The following is an 18,935-nucleotide window of genomic DNA, read 5'->3' as shown; positions in this document are numbered from 1 at the left end:
AGCACTGCATAATCATGCAAGACCTTGAGTGCAGCGGTGAGGAGCAACGCAAGTGAGCAGCAACAGCGGTGACGTACGGCTCTGGGGCGCCCGTTTCGCCGACGGCCCCGCCGAGGCCCTGGCGAAGCTGTCCGCGTCCGTCCACTTCGACTGGCGGCTCGCGCCCTACGACATCGCCGGTTCCCGTGCCCACGCGCGCGTGCTGCACAAGGCGGGCCTGCTCACCGAGGGCGAGCTCACCCGGATGATCGCCGGACTCGACCAGCTCGACACGGACGTCGCCGACGGCTCCTTCGTCGGCACGATCGCCGACGAGGACGTCCACACCGCCCTGGAGCGCGGTCTGCTGGAGCGGCTCGGCGCCGACCTCGGCGGCAAGCTGCGCGCGGGCCGCTCCCGCAACGACCAGGTCGCGACCCTCTTCCGGATGTACCTGCGCGACCACGCCCGGATCATCGGCGGCCTGATCGCCGACCTCCAGGACGCCCTGATCGGCCTCGCCGAGGCCCACCCGGACGTGGCGATGCCCGGCCGCACCCACCTCCAGCACGCCCAGCCGGTGCTCTTCGCCCACCACGTCCTCGCGCATGTGCAGTCCCTGTCCCGGGACGCGGAGCGGCTGCGGCAGTGGGACGAGCGCACGGCCGTCTCGCCGTACGGCTCCGGCGCGCTCGCGGGCTCCTCCCTGGGTCTGGACCCGGAGGCGGTGGCCGCCGACCTCGGCTTCGAGAACGGCAGCGTCGGCAACTCCATCGACGGCACGGCGTCCCGCGACTTCGTCGCAGAGTTCGCCTTCATCACCGCGATGATCGGAGTGAACCTCTCCCGGATCTCCGAGGAGATCATCATCTGGAACACGAAGGAGTTCTCCTTCGTGACGCTGCACGACGCGTTCTCCACCGGCTCGTCGATCATGCCGCAGAAGAAGAACCCGGACATCGCCGAGCTGGCGCGGGGCAAGAGCGGCCGCCTGATCGGCAACCTGACGGGCCTCATGGCCACGCTCAAGGCGCTCCCGCTGGCCTACAACCGCGACCTCCAGGAGGACAAGGAGCCGGTCTTCGACTCCTGCGACCAGCTCGAGGTCCTGCTCCCCGCCTTCACCGGCATGATGGCCACCCTCACCGTCAACCGCGAGCGCATGGAGGAACTGGCCCCGGCCGGCTTCTCGCTCGCCACCGACATCGCCGAGTGGCTGGTCAAGCAGGGCGTGCCGTTCCGGGTCGCGCACGAGGTGGCCGGCGAGTGCGTCAAGGCGGCAGAGGCCGAGGGCAAGGAACTGGACGAACTGACCGACGACCAGTTCGCCAAGATCTCCGCCCACCTCACCCCCGAGGTCCGCACGGTCCTCAACGTCCGGGGCGCCCTGGCCTCCCGCAACGGCCGAGGCGGCACAGCCCCGAGCGCGGTCGCGATCCAGCTGGCAGAGGTGAAGCAGAACGTGTCGGTCCAGCACGAATGGGCAACTGCCAAGAAGGCCTGAGGAAAACGCCCTCAGGGGGCGCGGGGCTGTGTCGATGTGCGGCTCCGCCGCGTGGGCGCGAGCAACGACAACGCACCCGCACCCGCCGAACCACCGCACAACCCGAGCTCTGAAGCGAAGGCCATCGCGGGTTACGTTGGTCGGAAGCCGACCGAACGGAGCCCGTGATGCCCTTCGCCCGCCTGGCAGCGGCAACGACCCCCACCTGTCACATCGGCTTCGGCCTCGCCGCAGTCGGCCGCCCCGGCTACATCAACCTCGGCCGCGAGGCCGACCTCGGAGCGGACCGCACGGTCGATTCGCTGCGCACCCGCACCCATGAACTCCTCGACGCCGCCTACGCCCAGGGTGTCCGCTACTTCGACGCGGCGCGCTCCTACGGCCGCTCGGAGGAGTTCCTCGCCGACTGGCTGAAGGTCCGCCCCGACGTCGACGACATCGTCGTGGGCAGCAAATGGGGCTACACCTACACCGCCGACTGGACCACCGACGCCGAGAAGCACGAGGTCAAGGACCACAGCGTCCAGACCTACGACCGCCAGCGCGGCGAGAGCGCCGAACTGCTCGGCGCCCGCCTCGACCTCTACCAGATCCACTCGGTGACCCCGGACAGCCCCGCCCTCACCGACAAGGAACTCCACGCGAAGCTGGCCGAGGCCGCCGCCCAGGGCCTCACCGTCGGCTTCTCCACGAGCGGCCCCGCCCAGGCCGACGCCATCCGCGCCGCCCTCGCCGTGACGGTCGACGGCGAGCCCCTCTTCCGCACCGTCCAGTCGACGTACAACGCGCTGGAGACCTCGGCCGGCCCGGCCCTCGCCGAGGCGCACGACGCCGGACTCACGGTGATCGTGAAGGAGGGCATGGCCAACGGGCGTCTCGCGGCGCCGTACGCGCCGGACGTCCTGAAGGCCGTGGCGGACGAGACCTCCCTCGGCTGTGACGCCGTCGCCCTCGCCCTGATCCTGCGCCGGCCGTGGGCCGGCGTCGTCCTCTCCGGCGCCGCGACCGCCGCCCAGCTCGCCTCCAACCTGCACGCGGCCGTCGTCGATCTCGACGACGACCAGCTGGACCGGCTGGCCGTGCTGGCGGAGGACCCGCGGGCGTACTGGGAGCGGCGCGGCAGCCTGCCCTGGCACTGAGAACCCCTTATGCGCGCCGACGGTGAGTCACGCGCGCCCGTGGTGAGACATCAACGTCTCATATGGGTTACTCTTGTCTCATGGCCGTCGACCGTGACCACGTACTCCGCAGCGCCGCCGCCCTGCTGACCCGCAGATCCACCGCGACGATGGACGAGGTCGCCAAGGCGGCCGGGATCAGCCGCGCCACCCTGCACCGTCACTTCGCCGGACGCGACGCGCTGGTCCGCGCCCTGGAGGCGCTCGGCATAGCGGAGTGCGAGAGCGCCCTGGACCGGGCCCGGCTGGAGGAGGGCCCGGCGGCCGACGCCGTACGCCGACTCGTCCAGGAGATGGAACCGGCCGCCGCCCTGCTCGCCTTCCTCTACTCGGAGAACCAGCTCTTCGAGGGCGACCAGCACCAGGGCTGGGCGCGGATCGACGACCGCATCGCGACCCTGTTCCGGCGCGGCCAGGCCGACGGCGAGTTCCGCATCGACCTCACCCCGGCCTGGCTCACCGAGGCGCTCTACGGCCTGCTGGCCTCCGGCGCCTGGGCGGTGATGGAGGGCAGGGTCGCCCCCAAGGACTTCACCCACATGATCGTCGAGCTGCTGCTCGGCGGCGCTCTGCGGAGAGAGGAATCATGACCAGCACCCTGCAGCCGGAGACCACGACCGAGGCGGTGAAGCGCCCGGACCGTTGGCTCGCGCTCTCCGTCCTCGTGCTCGCCGTGCTGCTGGTGGCCGTCGACGCGACCGTCCTCGGTCTCGCGACCCCCTACATCAGCGAGGACCTGGCCCCCTCCGGCACCCAGCTCCTGTGGATCGGCGACGTCTACTCGTTCGTCATCGCCGGCCTGCTCGTCTCCATGGGCAGCCTCGGCGACCGCATCGGCCGCAAGCGGATCCTGCTCGTCGGCGCCACCGCGTTCGGCCTGATATCGATCCTCAACGCCTATGCCACGACCCCGGAGACGATGATCGCGGCCCGGGCCCTGCTGGGCGTGGCGGGCGCGACCCTGATGCCCGCCACCCTCGCCCTGATCCGCAACCTCTTCCACGACCCGCGCGAGCGCAGCCTCGCGGTCGGCATCTGGGGCGCGACCGCCTCCGCCGGCACCGCGGTCGGCCCCATCGTGGGCGGCTTCCTCCTCGAACACTTCTGGTGGGGCTCGGTCTTCCTCATCAACCTGCCGGTGATGGTCGTGCTCGTCGTCGTCGGCCTGAAGACGCTGCCCGAGTCGAAGAACCCCGACCCGGGCCCCTGGGACCTGGTCAGCGTGGTCTTCTCGCTGGTCGGCATGATCGCCGTCGTCTACGCGGTGAAGGAGGCCGCCAGTCACGGCCTGACCTGGGAACCGCTGACGGCGGGTCTGCTGGGCGCGGTCGCGCTGCACGGCTTCGTCCGCCGCCAGCTCACCCTTCCCGAGCCGCTGCTGGACATGCGCCTGTTCCGCAAGTCCGGCTTCAGCGGCGCGGTACTGGCCGACATGCTGACCGTGCTCGGCATGTCCGGCCTGGTGTTCTTCCTCTCCCAGTACCTGCAGTTGGTGCAGGGCAGAAGGCCTCTGGAAGCCGGCCTGGCCGAACTCCCCGCAGCCGTGGGCGCGGTGGCGGCCGGCCTGATCGCGGGCCGAACGGCCCGTCGCTACTCGGTACGCGCGGTGGTCTCCGGCGGTCTGGCGGCGATCGGCCTCGCCCTGGCCGCGCTGACGACGATCGACGCGACGACCGGCTATCCGATCCTGGGAGCGGCCCTGCTGGCGGTCGGCATCGGCGCCGGCTTCTCCTTCACGGTGACCTCCGACGTCATCCTGTCCTCGGTCCCCAAGGAACAGGCGGGAGCGGCCTCAGCGGTCTCCGAGACGGCGTACGAGTTGGGCGCCGCCCTCGGCATCGCCGTACTCGGCTCGATCGTGACCGGCGTCTACCGGAACTTCCCGTCCCCGACGGGCACACCGGAGAGCGCGCACGAGTCCCTGGGCGGTGCGGTGGAGGCAGCAGGCCATCTGCCGCCGGCTGAGGCCGAGACCATGCTGGCCTCGGCGCGCGCGGCATTCGTCGACGGCCTCAGCGTCGCATCGGGAGCAGGCGCAGCAGTCCTGCTGGCGACGGCGCTGGCAGCGTGGTTCCTGCTGAAGCAACAGCGCCTGGAAAACCCGGGGCAAGGCTGACCCCCCTAGGGGCGCGGGGAACTGCGCGACCAGCCACAACGCACCCGCACCCGACAACGCACCCGAAAACCGCCCGACCGCCGGAGGCCTACGCCGCTTTCGCCTTGGTCGCGTACATGTCCACGTACTCCTGCCCCGACAACCGCATGACCTCGGTCATCACCGAGTCCGTGACAGCCCGCAGCACATACCGATCCCGGTCCATCCCCTCGTACCGGGAGAACTCCATCGCCTCGCCGAACCGGACGGTGACCCGCCCGGGGCGGGGCATCCCCGCACCCCCCGGCTGCAGCTTGTCCGTGCCGATCATCGCGAAGGGCACGACCGGCGCGCCCGTCATCAACGTCAGCCGCGCGATGCCGGTACGGCCCCGGTACAGCCGGCCGTCGGGCGACCGGGTGCCCTCGGGGTAGATCCCGAAGACCTTCCCCTCCTCCAGCACCCGTCGCCCGGTCATCAGGGCGGCGACACCGCCGCGCCCGCCGTCGCGGTCGACGGGGATCATGCCGACCCCGATGAAGAACCAGGCCATCAGCCGGCCCTTGAGGTTCTGGCCGGTGACGTACTCGTCCTTGCCGATGAAGAAGACCTGCCGGTCGCACACGAGCGGCAGGATCATCGAGTCGATGAACGTGAGGTGGTTGCCGGCCAGGATGACCGGGCCGTCGCCGGGGATGTGCTCCGCGCCCTCGACCCGGGGGCGGAACATCAGGCGCATGACCGGTCCGAGCACTGTCTTGATCAGCGCGAAGCGGGACAACGAGCCCTCCGATGTCAAGGGAAAACGGTATGAGTCTGTGCAGGTGAGGACGATACTCGCGGCCGTGGGGCCGGCGCACATCGGGTCACCCAGGTCTTACGCACTGTTGACCCACGTGCACCTGTACGGCCGTATCGACGCCCGCCCGACACCTGCGCGGAACGCTGCAAGGCGGTGCGCTTAACCGACTGCTCTCTGCCCGCCTTCCCGGACCGAACCCGTTCAATCCACTGCAACAAGCCGCAACAAGTCGCAATAGTCCGCAACAGGCCGCAATAGTCCGCAACAGGCCGCAACAAGCACCATCCTGCGGCATCGAGCCGCATTCAGTCGCATCCGGCCGCATCCGACGCCTTGTCCGACGCCGTGTCAGACAGTCGTGCTGCACAAGCCATCCACCGTCACCCGCGCGTTAGGACCGAGGTCTCCCGACGGTCATGTCCACGCCCCTACGATCGGCGCGCACGGACGAGCCGACGGCAGGAGGCCCCTCATGGGCACGCAGGGCACGCAGGAGTCGAACCATCAGGCGAGCGTGAGCGGAACCGGACGGCGGGCGCTGCTCGGCGCGGCCGTGCTCGGCGCCACCGGAGGCGTCCTCGGACTGTCGGGCACGGCGAGAGCCGCCGACGCGCGGCACGGGGGAGGCGGCGGCCTGAAGAGCCTGCCCGTCCCGACGATCATCGGTCACCGCGGCGCCAGCGGCTACCGCCCCGAGCACACCTTCGGCTCCTACCAGCTCGCTCTCGACCTGGGCGCCGACATCGTGGAGGCCGGCGACCTCGTCCCCACCAAGGACGGCCACCTGGTCTGCCGGCACGAGCCGGAGATCGGCGGGACGACGGACGTCGCCGACCACCCCGAGTTCGCGAACCGCAGGACGACCAAGGTGCTCGACGGCGTCTCCCTCACCGGCTGGTTCACCGAGGACTTCACGCTCGCCGAGCTCAAGACCCTGCGCGCGATCGAGCGCATCCCGGCCAACCGCCCGCACAACACGCTCTACAACGGCCGCTGGGAGATCCCCACCTTCGAGGAAGTCCTGAAGTGGCAGGACGAGCAGACCCGTAAGCGCGGCAAGCAGGTCTGGATCTACCCCGAGACCAAGCACCCCACCTACTTCCGCAAGCTGGGCCTGGGCCTGGAGGAGCGGGTCGCCAAGCTGCTGCACAAGTACGGCAAGGACAAGAAGAACTCGCCGGTCATCGTCCAGTCCTTCGAGCCGAGCAGCATCCAGCGCCTGAACAAGCTGGTCGACAACCCGCTGGTGGTGCTGCTGTCCGGTGCGACGACCCGCCCCTGGGACTTCGTCGAGGCGGGCGACCCGCGCACGGTCGCCGACCTCGTCACCCGGGCCGGCCTCCGCGAGATCGCGGGCTACGCCAATGGCATCGGCCCGACCCTCGACCTGGTCATCCCGAAGGACGCGAGCGGCAACCTCACCACCCCGACCACCCTGGTGAAGGACGCCCACGCGGTCGGCCTGGTCCTGCACCCGTACACCATGCGCAACGAGAACCCCTTCCTGCCGACGAGCTTCCGCAAGGGCACGGACGCGGACGCCTACGGCGACTCCTTCAGCGTCTTCCGCACCTACTTCGCGACCGGCATCGACGGCGTCTTCACGGACAACCCGGACACCGGACTGCTGGCTCGCGCGGACTTCGTCAACGGCTGAGTCCTCGTTGGAGTGACAGTCGGCCGCCCGGGCAACCAGCCGCCCGGGCGGCCGCATCGTTCGGCATATGACGTCCGACTTGCTCACCGCCCTGCGCCCGCTCCTCAGCGCGGAGGCCTCCGCCGAGGCCCATGCCACCGGCACCGAACCCGGCGACCTGGAACAGGCGGTCTGGCTCCGCCTGCTGGAGCACCTCGCCACCGAGGGCCCGCCCCTCGACCCCCAGGGCTGGCTGCGCCGGGCCGTCCGCGCCGAGGTCCGCCGCACCCGCCGGACCATCCGCCGCGAACAGCCGTACGCGAGCGACCCGGCCGACGACGCCGACCGCGGCCCCGAGCAGCTCGTTCTCACCGCGGCCCGCCACCGCGCCCTGCGCGAGGCCGTGCACCGGCTGCCCGGCCGTTGCTCCCGGCTTCTCCAGGCCCTGCTCTCGCCGGAGGACCTCACCTACCGGGAGATCGCGGGGGAGTTGGGTATCTCACAGGGCAGTCTCGGCCCGGAACGCTCCAGATGTCTGGGATGTCTGCGACGTTTGCTGGCTCCGGAGGTTGCGGCCGGTGAAGTGCGGGGATAGGAGTGAAGGACCACAGGCGATCAGGTGAGCGGGAGGCGTGCGCACATGGGCATGAGCGTGACCATCTCGGTGGCGACCGAGCAGGACACCGAGCAGATCTTCAGGCTGCAGTACCTCTGCTTCCAGAGCGAAGCCGCGCTGTACGGCAACTACCGCATCGCCCCGCTCGTCCAGAGCCTCGACTCGGTCCGGCAGGAGCTCACCACCGACTGCGTCTTCGTGGCCCGGCTGGGCGACGAAGTGGTGGGCTCGGTACGCGGCAACCTCACGGAGGACGGCGCCGCGGCCATCGGCAAGCTCTGCGTCCATCCCCGCCTCCAGGGCCACGGCATCGGCGCACGGCTGCTGCGCGCGGCCGAGGAGGCGCTGGCCGAGGAGCGCGGCGCCAAGAAGTTCCGCCTCTTCACCGGCCACCGCAGCGAGGGCAACCTCCGCCTCTACCGCCGCGTCGGCTACGAGACCGTCGGCACCTCCGAGGGCACGGACGGCGTGCCGATGATCGTCCTGGAGAAGCAGGCGGGGGAGTACGCGGCTACCGCGTAGCGGTCGTGGGGGGCGTGGCGGTGCGGGACTTGCGCAGCCAGTACAGGGCCGACAGCGGCAGCAGCACGGGAATGAACACGTACCCCATCCCGTACTTCGACCACACGGTCGCGTCGGGGAAGGCGGACGGCTCCACCAGCGTCCAGGTTCCGACGATCAGTACGCCCGCGAGCTCGGCGGCGCAGCAGATCCGCGCCGCCCTGCGGGCCGTCTCGCCGCCCCGCACCAGCGAGTACGTGATGAAGCCGTACACCAGGCCGGCCAGCGCCGACAGCGAGTACGCCAGCGGCGCGCGGTCGAACTCGGTCGCGATCTCGTACGCCGACCGCGACACGGCCCCGACCACCATGACCCCGTAGAACCACACCAGCAGCATGCCGGGCCCGCTGATGAGCCGGGCCGGCTTCTCCTGTGTCGCCGTCATGTCAGCCTCCCCAGATGTCGAAGAGCCGCACCTCGAGCACGGCGAGCACCACGCCGCCCGCCGCGACCGTCACCGAACCCCAGCGGGTCCGCTCGGCCAGCGACATGAACCCCGCCGCCGGAACGCAGGCGAACGCCCCCAGCAGATACGCCACGAAGATCGTCGTGCCCTGCTCGGGCTTCTCGCCCCGCGCCAGCTGCACGACCCCGATCACCAACTGGACCACGGTCAGCGCTGTGACCACGGCCATCCCGATGAAGTGCCAGTCCTTCGTCGGCTGGTCACGGTAGGCGGCCCAGCCGCACCAGGCGGCGAGCAGCAACGCGGCGACGCCGGTCGCCAGCGTCAGTGCATCAAGCATGCAGCGACCTTAATACGGCGTATCCGGCACCTCGCGATCGGCCCCGCTCCCGTCCCCCACGGCAGGACCGCCGTGGCGTTGGCCACAACCCGTCGGGCCCGGGAGCCCGTACCGGACATCGTGATGAACGGCCTGTCCGCCTTGTCGGTGCTGGTCACCGGCGGGGGAGTGGAGATCTCCGTGCGCGGCCGAGGGGTGTCCGGAAGCTGTCCACGGCTGTCCAGCATCCGGACAGCGCAGTCTTTGTCAGGACCGTACTTCTGCTTTACTGATGCCCATGACCACGACGAGCAGCCGCACCCTTGCGACCGAGGCGACCATGACGCCCGGTGCTCGTTGTATGTGTCGAATGTGCGCCTTCTAGAGGGCCCCCGCACCACCCGAGCTCGCGCCCCGAAGCGAGACGCCGTGGCAGGTCCGTACGCCGCATCGCATCCGAGCCGTACGTGACGCCAGCCGCGCCCCGCGCACATGTTTCTCCCCGGTTCCCCGCCACAGCGAGAACCGTGTCGCGTCCCTGACAGCCTGCACCCGTGCGCCCGGGCACACCCACGCCCGCGCACTCGACAGTGACGGAAATCCACGTGATCACCACCACGGGCCTGACCAAGGTCTACCGCTCGCGCGGCCGTGCGGTCACCGCCCTCGACGGCGTCGACCTGCACGTCCGCGAAGGCGAGGTGTACGGCGTCATCGGCCAGTCCGGCGCCGGCAAGTCCTCGCTCATCCGCTGCATCAACCTCCTGGAACGCCCCACCGCCGGCACGGTCACCGTCGCCGGCCAGGACCTCACCGCGCTCGCCGGGCGCGGCCCCCGGGCCGGCAAGGAGCTGCGGCAGGCGCGCAGCCGGATCGGCATGGTCTTCCAGCACTTCAACCTGCTGTCCTCGCGGACCGTGCAGGACAACGTCGAACTGCCCCTGGAGATCCTCGGCGTCGCAGGGAAGGAACGTTCCCGCAAGGCGCTGGAGCTGCTCGACCTGGTCGGTCTCGCCGACAAGGCCAAGTCCTTCCCCGCCCAGCTCTCCGGCGGCCAGAAGCAGCGCGTCGGCATCGCCCGCGCCCTGGCCGGCGACCCGAAGGTGCTGCTCTCCGACGAGGCCACCAGCGCCCTCGACCCCGAGACCACCCGCTCCATCCTCCAGCTGCTGCGCGACCTGAACCGGCAGCTCGGCCTGACCGTGCTGCTCATCACCCACGAGATGGACGTGGTGAAGTCGATCTGCGACTCCGCCGCGCTCATGGAGAACGGCCACGTCGTCGAGTCCGGCACGGTCAGCGAACTGCTCGCCACCCCCGGCTCCGAACTGGCCGCCGCCCTCTTCCCGGTCGGCGGCGAGGCCACCGGGGACGACCGCACCGTCATCGACGTCACCTTCCACGGCGAGGCCGCCACCCAGCCCGTCATCTCCCAGCTGTCGCGCACCTACAACATCGACATCTCGATCCTCGGCGCGGCCATCGACACCGTCGGCGGCCTCCAGGTCGGCCGCATGCGCATCGAACTGCCCGGCCGCTACGAGGACAACGTCGTGCCGATCGGCTTCCTGCGCGAACAGGGCCTGCAGATCGACGTCGTGGGCGAGCCCCTGCTGGTGAACGAAGGTGCCAAGTGACCTGGTCCGAGATGCAGCCCCTGCTGTCCCAGGCGTGTTGGGACACCCTCTACATGGTCGGCTGGTCCACGCTGATCGCCGTCGTCGGCGGCCTCCCGCTCGGCATCCTGCTGGTCCTGACCGACCGGGGCGGCCTGCTGCAGAACACCGTCGCCAACAAGGTGATCGGGCAGATCGTGAACATCGCCCGCTCGATGCCGTTCATCATCCTGATGGTCGCGCTGATGAACTTCACCCGCACCATCACCGGGACGACCATCGGCCGTGACGCCGCGATCGTGCCGCTCGCCATCGGGGCCATCCCGTTCTTCGCCCGCCTGGTCGAGACGGCCGTCCGCGAAGTGGACGGCGGACTCGTCGAGGCCGTGCAGTCGATGGGCGGCAACACCTGGACGATCGTCCGCAAGGTCCTCGTCCCCGAGTCCCTGCCCTCGCTCATCGCCGGCACCACCACCACGATCGTCGCGCTCATCGGCTACTCCGCCATGGCCGGCACGGTCGGCGCCGGCGGCCTCGGCGACATCGCCATCCGCTACGGCTACCAGCGCTTCGAGACCGAGCTGATGTGGATCACGGTGGCGATCCTCGCCGTCGTCATCTCGCTCATCCAGTTCGCCGGCGACTACGCGGCCCGCTCCCTGCACCGCCGCGGCGGCAGCTCCGGCCCCGCCCCGAAGCTCCGCCTGCTGAAGGCGAAGGAGCCCGCGGCGGCAGACGTGAGCAAGGTCGCCTGAGCCCTCCCCGGGCCACCCCCAGAGAAACACCCGCAGACTCCCCGCCCACCCAACGCGGGGACGCACCACCTCAGGAAAGGCACTTTTCGTGCGTAACACCGCCAAGATCACCACTGCCGTCCTCGCCGCCGGAGCCCTCACCCTCGGACTCAGCGCCTGCGGCTCGGACAAGGACTCCGGCAGCACCGACGCGAACGCCACGCTGACCGTCGCCGCCACGCCCACCCCGCAGGGCGAGATCCTCGCCTACATCAAGGACAACCTCGCGGCGAAGGCCGGCCTCAAGCTCGAGGTCAAGGAGTTCACGGACTACGTGACCCCCAACACCGCCGTCCAGCAGGGCGAGGTCGACGCCAACTACTTCCAGCACCAGCCGTACCTGACCGACTTCAACAAGAAGAACGACACCGACATCGTCGCCGTGCCCGGCGCCACGGTGCACCTGGAGCCGCTCGGTCTGTACTCCCAGGGCGTCAAGAAGCTCGCCGACCTCAAGACCGGCGCCACCATCGCCCTGCCGAACGACACCACCAACGAGGCCCGCGCGCTGAAGCTCCTGCAGGCCAACGGCCTGATCGGCCTGAAGGCGGGCGTCGGCTACGCCGCGACCCCCAAGGACATCACCTCCAACCCCAAGAACATCGAGTTCAAGGAGCTGGAGGCGGCCCAGCTGCCGCGCTCCCTCGCCGACGTCGACGCCGCCGTGATCAACGGCAACTACGCGCTCGAGGCCAAGCTCAGCCCGGCGAAGGACGCCCTGGTCGCGGAGTCCGCCACGGACAACCCGTACGCCAACTTCCTCGCCGTGAAGAAGGGCGACGAGGACGACCCGCGCGTGGTGAAGCTGGCCGAGCTGCTCACCTCGCCCGAGGTGAAGAAGTTCATCGAGGACAAGTACGACGGCGCCGTCGTCGCGGCGTTCTGACCCGCGTCGACCGCCCTGCACACGGGGTCCGCTCCTTCACTCGGGGCGGACCCCGTGGTGTGGTTCCGCGCTTGCATGCTGCATGCTGGGCAGTTCAGCGAGCCCTGACGGGCCGGCAGGTCTCATCCGAGATTTCGAAGGTTACGGAGTGGCGCATGACAAGCACCTTCCCCACCATCTCCATCAGCACGGAGCGGTTGGGCTTGCGTCCCCTCGACGAGGACGACGTGCCCGCGCTGGCCGACATGATGAACGACGAGCAGGTCGCGGCCTGGACCGCCGTGCCCCAGCCCTACGACCGGGCGGCCGCCCGCCGCTGGATCACCGAGTACGCGCCCGCCGAACGCACCGCCGGCCGCGGCCTCGACCTCGCCGTCACCGAGTTCCTCACCCAGCGCCTGGTCGGCATCGTCCAACTGGCCAAGACCAACTGGCACGTCCGCTCCACCGAGATGTCGTACATCATCGCCCCCTGGGCGCGCGGCGAGGGCTACGCCTCCGAGGCGGCGCTGGCCACCGCCCAGTGGCTGTTCACCGACCAGAGGTTCGAGCGCGTCGAGCTGCGCACGGCCGCCGACAACACCGCCTCCCAGCAGGTCGCACAGAAGATCGGGTGCATCAGCGAGGGCGTCCTGCGCAACGCGTGCATAGCGCGCGCCCGCGCCGAGGACGGCACCTGGAACGAGGTGCGCACCGACTACATCGTCTGGAGCCTCCTCCCGGAGGACGTCGAGGGCGCCGGGGAGCACTTCGCGGAGAGCGGCGGCTTCACCTCGTACGCCGACTGGAACTGACCCCCGGCCCGGGTGCCGGCGCCCTTGCCGGGACCTGCCGACCAGGTACCCTCACGGAGCCCGCTACCTGCGTGAACCCCTGGGGGGACTGACGACGATGGCCGACCGCGTCACGGTGATCGGCTGGGACGGCTCGCCGCTGACCGCCGCGGCCCGCTCCGCTCTGGGCGCCGCCACCCTCGTGGCCGGGGCCGCCCACCATCTGACGCTGCCCGAGGTCCCGCCCGGCGCGGAACGCATCCGGCTCGGCAGCGTCTCCCTCGCCGCCCGCCGCATCGCCGGCCACCGCGGCACCGCCGTCGTCGTCGCCGACGGCGACCCGGGCTTCTTCGGCGTCGTACGGACCCTGCGCGCACCCGAGTTCGGCCTGGAGGTGGAGGTCGTCCCGGCCGTCTCCGCCGTCGCCGCGGCCTTCGCCCGGGCCGGCATGCCCTGGGACGACGCCCAGGTGGTCGTCGCACACCGGCGCACCCTGCGCCGCGCGGTCAACGTGTGCCGCGCCCACACCAAGGTCGCCGTCCTCACCTCCCCGGGAGCCGGACCGGCGGAGCTCGGCCTGCTCATGGAGGGCGTGCACCGCACCTTCGTGGTCTGCGAGGAACTCGGCACCACCCGCGAACAGGTCAGGATCACCACCTCCGACAAGGCCGCCGACCACATCTGGCGCGACCCCAACGTCGTCATCGTCATCGGCGGCCCCACCGGGCCGGCCGTCTCCGGCGACACCGGCTGGCTCGCCGGCCGCGCCCCGGACACCGGCCCGCGCGGCTGGGCCCTGCCCGCCGAGGCCTACGGCGGCGGACTCGGCGAGGGCGAGTCGGAACTGCTGCGCGCCGCCCAACTCGCCCGGCTCGGCCCGCGCGTCGGCGACCTCGTCTGGGACATCGGCTGCGGCAGCGGCGCCTTCGCGACCGAGGCCGCGCGGGCGGGCGCCGCCGTCATCGCCGTCGACCGGGACGTGGAGGCGTGCGCCCGCACCGACGCCGCCGCGCGCCGCTACGGCGTCCAGCTCCAGATCGTCCGCGGCACCGCCCCGCACGTACTGGAGAACCTGCCCGAACCGGACGTCGTCCGGGTCGGCGGCGGGGGAGCGGCCGTGGTCTCCGCGGTCGCCGACCGCCGCCCGCAGCGCATCGTCGCCCACGCGGCGACCCGCGACGCCGCCGAACTCGTGGGCCGAGATCTGTCCGAGCACGGCTACCGCGTCGAGTGCGCCCTGGTCCAGTCCGTCGAACTCGACACGCGGGCCTGGACGGAGACGGAACGGAGCGTCGCGTTCCTGCTCAGCGGGGCTCTCCCCGACCGTACGGCGTGACCCGGTTCGCCCTCCCCGTGATCCTGTTGTCGTACCGCGCGCGGTAGGCTGGCCGATCGTCGTACCGCTTCCGTTCGCCCGGCACTTCGTCGGTCAATGTCCGGAAAACGCATCCCTTTTGGGGTAGGTGTGGTACGGCAGTACCGGAGGGCGCGCAACGTGGCGCAGTCCACAGCGGAGCGTCGCGGATCAAGCTGTCGCGACGCGACGGCGGCCGGGACAATGCCACTGAATGGCTTTGTCGCTTTTTCGGGCGGGTCGTTCGTGCCGCTGGGCGCGGACGCTCGTTCTTCACTACGGGGCGGTCGGTGCGCCGCCCCGGGTGAGCGGGTCGTAGGAGCACTAACCGATGGGCGAGGGGTTACGCATGACCGACACCGGCCAGGTCCCGGCCGAGGGGCTGCCGGAGAGCGCAGGCATGGTGGAGCAGCCGGGCGCCTCCGCGCACGGTGCGTACACCTACCTCTCCGACACCACCGCCGAGGACGAAGACCTGTTGCTGCTGCCGGGCGCGCAGAGCGCATGGGGCAACGAGGTGGCGCCGCCCGCGCCCGAACCGGTGGTCGAGACGGTGGTGCACGAGCCGGGCCCGCACGAGATGGCCGGCCGCGACAGCGGCTCGGTCGACCTCAGCGCCGTCCGGCTGCCCGGCCCGTCGGCGCCCCAGTCGGCCCCGCGCCGCCCGCTGCACCTCGGCCCGCCGATCCCCGATGCCTCCGCCAGCCCGGTCCGCTCCCTGGCCGACCGCGGCCCCGCGGACGCACCGGTGCGCCAGCCCGTCGCACCCCCGTCCGGCCCCGAGTACCTGGACGTGCCGCCCCTGCGCGAGATGCCCCCACAGGGCGCGTCCCCCTGGGGCGCCGCGCAGGCCACGGTCCAGGGGCCGGTCGCGTCCGGGGTGACGACTGCGGAAACGGTTGTTCCGGCGCCGGCCGAGCCGGTGGGCGTGGCCCAGGCCGTGGTGGCCCGCGTGGCGACGGAGGCGACGGAGGCGTTCGCCTCGACCGTCCCGGCCGTCCCGCAGGAACCTGAGGCGGCCGTCCCGGTCCCCGCGCCCGCGGCCCCGGTCGCCGCCGAGACGTACGGAGTCGTCGACCCCGGTCAGTTGCTCGGAGCCGCGATGATGGCGGAGGCCGAGGAGGCCCCCGCCGCCCCGGTCGCGGACGCCGTCCAGATCACGGACGCCGTCCAGATCACGGCCGACGTTCCCGTCTCCGGCGCGGACCAGGCACCGGAGGTCTCCGCCGAGCCGGTCTTCGAACCGCCGATGGAGGCACCTCACACACCGCACGCACCGGAAGCACCGGAGGCCGTGCAGGCGGTACAGGCGGCACAGGCCGTCGAGCCTGCCCCGGTCGAGACGGTGGAGCAGGTACCGGAGGTCCCCGAGGCGAACGCCGTAGAGGTGATCGCCGCCGAGGAACCCCAGCTTCAGGAGCAGGTCGCCGAGGTACCGGCGGCGGAGGCGGTTCCGGTTCCGGTCGTCGACGTCGTGCCCGAGGCCCCGGTTCCCGACCCGGTCGAGACCCCCGAGCCCGCGGCGACCGTGATCCCGGAGACGCCGGCACCCGTGGCGGAACCGGTCGCCCCCGTGGCCGTCGTCGCCGAGCCCGTCGCCCCGGAGGCCGTCCAGTTCGTCGAGGTCCCGGTCCAGCAGGCGGAGCCCGAGCCGGAGTTCGACGTCCAGCCGGTCCCGGAGGTTCAGCCGGAGCCGCAGCCGGAGCCCGAGGTCCAGAACGAGGCCCCGGCTCCTGTGGCCGCCATCGTGGAGCCGGAATCGGCACCGGTACCGGTACCGGAGTCGGCCCCCGAGCCGCAGCCGGAGCCCTTGACCGAGATGACGGACACGGCGGAGACCGCGGAGCCGACGGAGACCACGGAGCTGCCCGTAGAGGCACCCGTCGTCGCCCCCGAGCCCCCGGCGGCCCCCCTCGTGGAGGCGGTCCCGGCCCCGCAGCTGCTGCAGGAGCTGCCCGAACAGCAGTCGCCCCAGGGTGAGTTGCCCCCGGAGCCCCTCCAGCCGGCAGCGGCCGCACCCGAGCCGTCTGCCGAGGTGCTCGCCGAGGCGCCCGCCGCCACCCCGGACCCCCAGCCGGACCAGCCCACGGCGGACCAGCCGGTGGCCGACCAGCCGGTGGCCGAGCAGCCGGTGGCCGAGGAGCTGGTGGCCGAGGAGCCGCCGGCCGAGCAGCTCGTCGCCGAAGAGCCGGTCGCCGAAGAGCCGGTCGTCGAGCAACCCGTGGTCGAGGAGCCGCTCGTCGAGGTACCCCTCGGTCAGTTCGTGCAGGTCGAAGGCGCGGTGCCCACCACCCCGCACCTCGCCCCGACCCCGCCGCACCCGATCGTGCTCCCCACCGAGGAGCAGCCGGCTCCCGAGGCAATGACGGCGGCGATGGCGGAGGCGGAGGCGGTGGCGGAACCCCAGCAGGCTCCTCTCACGGTCCCCGCCCCCCGCGCCGCCGACCCCGCCCCCACCCCCGCTCCCGACCCGGCGATCCCGGACGCGGAGCAGGAAGCCGACGTGGACCTCTACGTCGCACCCGACGTCGACCCCGATGTCGCACAGAGCCCGGAGGACCTGGAAACCAGGGCCGCCGACCAGGAGGAGACCCCGGCAGCCGTGGAAGAAGCCAGAGAGTCCACCGGCCCGGCCGCGCCCGCGTACGACGACGCCGAGCGCGAGGCGGTCCTGAAGGTCATGCGGGAACGCCGGGACATCCGCAACGGCTTCCGCGGCGACCCCATCCCGCACGAGGTGCTGCTGCGCGTCCTGGAGGCCGCCCACACCGCGCCGTCCGTCGGCCACTCGCAGCCCTGGGACTTCGTCGTCATCCGCTCGGCCGACACCCGGCGCGCGATGCACGAACTGGCGATGCGGCAGCGCGACGCCTACGCGAAGTCCCTGCCCAAGGGCCGGGCGAAGCAGTTCAAGGAACTGAAGATCGAGGCCATCCTCGACACCCCGGTGAACATCGTCGTCACCGCCGACCCGACCCGCGGCGGCCGCCACACCCTGGGCCGTCACACCCAGCCGCAGATGGCGCCGTATTCCTCCGCGCTCGCGGTCGAGAACCTCTGGCTCGCGGCCCGCGCCGAGGGCCTCGGCGTCGGCTGGGTCAGCTTCTTCGACGAGCGCGAGATGGTCCGCGCGCTGGGCCTGCCCGACCACCTCGACGTGGTCGCCTACCTGTGCGTCGGCTACGTCGACGAGTTCCCGGACGAGCCCGAGCTGATGCAGGCGGGCTGGGCCAAGCGCCGCCCGCTGTCCTGGGTCGTCCACGAGGAGACGTACGGCCGTCGCGCGCTGCCCGGCGAGGACCCGCACGATCTGCTCTCCGAGACCGTCGCCAGTGTCCGCCCGCTGGACGCCAAGGCGCTGGGCGAGGCCTGGGAGCGGCAGAAGCGCATGACGAAGCCGCCGGGCTCGCTCGGCATGCTGGAGATCATCTCCGCGCAGCTGTCCGGTCTGTCCCGGCAGTGCCCGCCGCCGATCCCGGAGCCCGCGGCCGTCGCGATCTTCGCCGGCGACCACGGCGTGCACGCCCAGGGCGTCACCCCCTGGCCGCAGGAGGTGACGGCCCAGATGGTCGCCAACTTCCTCGGCGGGGGAGCGGTCTGCAACGCCTTCGCGTCCCAGGTGGGCGCCGAGGTCTGCGTGGTGGACGTCGGCGTCGCGGCCGAGCTCCCCGGGACCCCCGGCCTGCTGCCCCGCAAGATCCGCGCGGGCACCTCCGACATGACCACCGGGCCCGCGATGACCCGCGAGGAGGCCAAGCAGGCCATCGAGGTCGGCATCGAGACCGCCCGCGACCTGGTGGCGGCCGGCAACAAGGCGCTGCTCACCGGCGAGATGGGCATCGCCAACACCACCGCGTCCGCGGCCCTCATCTCGGTCTTCACGGGCGCCGACCCGGCCGAGGTCACCGGCCGCGGCACCGGTATCAACGACGAGACCCTCGCCCGCAAGACCGAGGTCGTCCGCCGTGCCCTGGACCTCCACCAGCCGGACCCGGCCGACCCGATCGGCGTCCTGGCGGCGGTCGGCGGCTTCGAGCACGCGGCGATGGTCGGCCTCCTCCTCGGCGGCGCCTCGCTGCGCACGCCCGTCATCCTGGACGGCGTCAGCGCCGGCGCCGCCGCCCTGGTGGCCCGCGCCATCGCCCCCGAGGTCCTCGCGGCCTGCATCGCCGGCCACCGCAGCGCCGAGCCGGGCCATGTGGCAGCCCTGAACAAGCTGGGCCTGCGCCCCCTGGTCGACCTCGACCTCCGCCTCGGCGAGGGCACGGGCGCACTGCTGGCCCTCCCGCTGGTGCAGAGCACGGCACGGGCGATGCACGAGGTGGCGACGTTCGACTCGGCGGGGGTCACCGAGAAGTAGCACCCCACCGGGGTCGGCGGGCATGCGCTCCTGCGTGCCCCCCGACCCCGCCGTAC

The 18,935-nt window shown here is 71.7% G+C and carries 16 protein-coding genes; 13 read left to right on the top strand and 3 right to left on the bottom strand.

The window, feature by feature from the left end; all coding sequences use genetic code 11:
• Nucleotides 1-52: 52 nt before the first annotated feature.
• The 4 genes from argH (at nt 53) to ACWD4O_RS18395 (ending at nt 4,777) form a co-directional block, all read left to right on the top strand.
• Entirely contained in the window at nt 53-1,483 is a 1,431-nt protein-coding gene (gene argH, locus ACWD4O_RS18410; protein ID WP_451280954.1) for an argininosuccinate lyase, read from the top strand.
• Between the two features lie 167 nt (nt 1,484-1,650).
• Nucleotides 1,651-2,622, top strand: a complete 972-nt coding sequence (locus ACWD4O_RS18405) for an aldo/keto reductase (RefSeq protein WP_451280952.1) — start codon at nt 1,651-1,653, stop codon at nt 2,620-2,622.
• 80 nt (nt 2,623-2,702) lie between these two features.
• Complete coding sequence (locus ACWD4O_RS18400; RefSeq protein ID WP_451280950.1) at nt 2,703-3,251, top strand: TetR/AcrR family transcriptional regulator; 549 nt, start codon at nt 2,703-2,705, stop codon at nt 3,249-3,251.
• On the top strand, nt 3,248-4,777 hold the full coding sequence (locus ACWD4O_RS18395) for an MFS transporter (protein ID WP_451280949.1): 1,530 nt from the start codon (nt 3,248-3,250) through the stop codon (nt 4,775-4,777). Before ACWD4O_RS18400 ends, ACWD4O_RS18395 begins: the two co-directional genes overlap by 4 nt.
• 88 nt (nt 4,778-4,865) lie before the next feature.
• Here ACWD4O_RS18395 and ACWD4O_RS18390 read toward each other — a convergent pair whose 3' ends face one another.
• Nucleotides 4,866-5,537 carry a lysophospholipid acyltransferase family protein gene (locus tag ACWD4O_RS18390; RefSeq protein WP_450948773.1) on the bottom strand — a complete coding sequence of 224 codons (672 nt, stop codon included), beginning with the start codon at nt 5,535-5,537 and terminating at the stop codon, nt 4,866-4,868.
• A gap of 493 nt (nt 5,538-6,030) precedes the next feature.
• Between ACWD4O_RS18390 and ACWD4O_RS18385 the strand changes: the two genes are divergently transcribed.
• The 3 genes from ACWD4O_RS18385 to ACWD4O_RS18375 all read left to right on the top strand — a co-directional run bounded on the left by ACWD4O_RS18385 (nt 6,031) and on the right by ACWD4O_RS18375 (nt 8,332).
• Nucleotides 6,031-7,215 carry a glycerophosphodiester phosphodiesterase gene (locus ACWD4O_RS18385; RefSeq protein ID WP_451280947.1) on the top strand — a complete coding sequence of 395 codons (1,185 nt, stop codon included), beginning with the start codon at nt 6,031-6,033 and terminating at the stop codon, nt 7,213-7,215.
• A 67-nt stretch (nt 7,216-7,282) separates the two neighbouring features.
• The gene (locus ACWD4O_RS18380; RefSeq protein WP_451280945.1) at nt 7,283-7,789 is read left to right on the top strand and encodes an RNA polymerase sigma factor; all 507 of its coding nucleotides are present in this window, start codon (nt 7,283-7,285) and stop codon (nt 7,787-7,789) included.
• A 45-nt stretch (nt 7,790-7,834) separates the two neighbouring features.
• Nucleotides 7,835-8,332 (top strand): GNAT family N-acetyltransferase, encoded by a 498-nt coding sequence (locus ACWD4O_RS18375; RefSeq protein WP_351908210.1) that lies wholly within the window; start codon nt 7,835-7,837, stop codon nt 8,330-8,332.
• Here ACWD4O_RS18375 and ACWD4O_RS18370 read toward each other — a convergent pair.
• Both ACWD4O_RS18370 and ACWD4O_RS18365 read right to left on the bottom strand, forming a co-directional pair.
• Nucleotides 8,322-8,756: a hypothetical protein gene (locus ACWD4O_RS18370; RefSeq protein ID WP_451280943.1), complete on the bottom strand. Its 435-nt coding sequence runs from the start codon at nt 8,754-8,756 to the stop codon at nt 8,322-8,324. The genes ACWD4O_RS18375 and ACWD4O_RS18370 overlap by 11 nt on opposite strands.
• A gap of 1 nt (nt 8,757) precedes the next feature.
• Nucleotides 8,758-9,117, bottom strand: coding sequence for a hypothetical protein (locus tag ACWD4O_RS18365; protein ID WP_451280941.1), 360 nt, complete (start codon nt 9,115-9,117; stop codon nt 8,758-8,760).
• A gap of 584 nt (nt 9,118-9,701) precedes the next feature.
• Here ACWD4O_RS18365 and ACWD4O_RS18360 point away from each other — a divergent pair.
• The 6 genes from ACWD4O_RS18360 to cobT all read left to right on the top strand — a co-directional run bounded on the left by ACWD4O_RS18360 (nt 9,702) and on the right by cobT (nt 18,879).
• Nucleotides 9,702-10,733, top strand: a complete 1,032-nt coding sequence (locus ACWD4O_RS18360) for a methionine ABC transporter ATP-binding protein (protein ID WP_451280939.1) — start codon at nt 9,702-9,704, stop codon at nt 10,731-10,733.
• Nucleotides 10,730-11,467 (top strand): methionine ABC transporter permease, encoded by a 738-nt coding sequence (locus tag ACWD4O_RS18355; protein WP_450948644.1) that lies wholly within the window; start codon nt 10,730-10,732, stop codon nt 11,465-11,467. The genes ACWD4O_RS18360 and ACWD4O_RS18355 overlap by 4 nt, the downstream gene beginning before the upstream one ends.
• 88 nt (nt 11,468-11,555) lie before the next feature.
• Nucleotides 11,556-12,392, top strand: a complete 837-nt coding sequence (locus ACWD4O_RS18350; protein ID WP_451280937.1) for a MetQ/NlpA family ABC transporter substrate-binding protein — start codon at nt 11,556-11,558, stop codon at nt 12,390-12,392.
• 155 nt (nt 12,393-12,547) lie between these two features.
• Nucleotides 12,548-13,186, top strand: a complete 639-nt coding sequence (locus tag ACWD4O_RS18345; protein WP_451280935.1) for a GNAT family N-acetyltransferase — start codon at nt 12,548-12,550, stop codon at nt 13,184-13,186.
• Nucleotides 13,187-13,283: 97 nt separating this feature from the next.
• Nucleotides 13,284-14,501: a precorrin-6y C5,15-methyltransferase (decarboxylating) subunit CbiE gene (cbiE, locus tag ACWD4O_RS18340; protein ID WP_451280933.1), complete on the top strand. Its 1,218-nt coding sequence runs from the start codon at nt 13,284-13,286 to the stop codon at nt 14,499-14,501.
• 367 nt (nt 14,502-14,868) lie between these two features.
• A complete protein-coding gene (gene cobT, locus ACWD4O_RS18335) occupies nt 14,869-18,879 on the top strand; it encodes a nicotinate-nucleotide--dimethylbenzimidazole phosphoribosyltransferase (protein ID WP_451280931.1) in 4,011 nt (1,336 codons plus the stop codon).
• Nucleotides 18,880-18,935: the final 56 nt, after the last annotated feature.

It is taken from the genome of Streptomyces sp. NPDC002623, from assembly GCF_053592635.1.
Note: the sequence above shows the minus strand (reverse complement) of the source record. Positions and strands in the feature narration are given on the sequence as shown.

What these genes read in the sequence shown, in the direction of transcription:
- cbiE (WP_451280933.1), top strand. Translation starts at nt 13,284, where the DNA reads ATGGCCGACCGCGTCACGGTGATCGGCTGGGACGGCTCGCCGCTGACC.
- ACWD4O_RS18345 (WP_451280935.1), top strand. Translation starts at nt 12,548, where the DNA reads ATGACAAGCACCTTCCCCACCATCTCCATCAGCACGGAGCGGTTGGGC.
- ACWD4O_RS18380 (WP_451280945.1), top strand. Translation starts at nt 7,283, where the DNA reads ATGACGTCCGACTTGCTCACCGCCCTGCGCCCGCTCCTCAGCGCGGAG.
- ACWD4O_RS18385 (WP_451280947.1), top strand. Translation starts at nt 6,031, where the DNA reads ATGGGCACGCAGGGCACGCAGGAGTCGAACCATCAGGCGAGCGTGAGC.
- ACWD4O_RS18405 (WP_451280952.1), top strand. Translation starts at nt 1,651, where the DNA reads ATGCCCTTCGCCCGCCTGGCAGCGGCAACGACCCCCACCTGTCACATC.
- ACWD4O_RS18375 (WP_351908210.1), top strand. Translation starts at nt 7,835, where the DNA reads ATGGGCATGAGCGTGACCATCTCGGTGGCGACCGAGCAGGACACCGAG.
- ACWD4O_RS18395 (WP_451280949.1), top strand. Translation starts at nt 3,248, where the DNA reads ATGACCAGCACCCTGCAGCCGGAGACCACGACCGAGGCGGTGAAGCGC.
- cobT (WP_451280931.1), top strand. Translation starts at nt 14,869, where the DNA reads ATGACCGACACCGGCCAGGTCCCGGCCGAGGGGCTGCCGGAGAGCGCA.
- ACWD4O_RS18370 (WP_451280943.1), bottom strand. Translation starts at nt 8,756, where the DNA reads ATGACGGCGACACAGGAGAAGCCGGCCCGGCTCATCAGCGGGCCCGGC.
- ACWD4O_RS18365 (WP_451280941.1), bottom strand. Translation starts at nt 9,117, where the DNA reads ATGCTTGATGCACTGACGCTGGCGACCGGCGTCGCCGCGTTGCTGCTC.
- ACWD4O_RS18400 (WP_451280950.1), top strand. Translation starts at nt 2,703, where the DNA reads ATGGCCGTCGACCGTGACCACGTACTCCGCAGCGCCGCCGCCCTGCTG.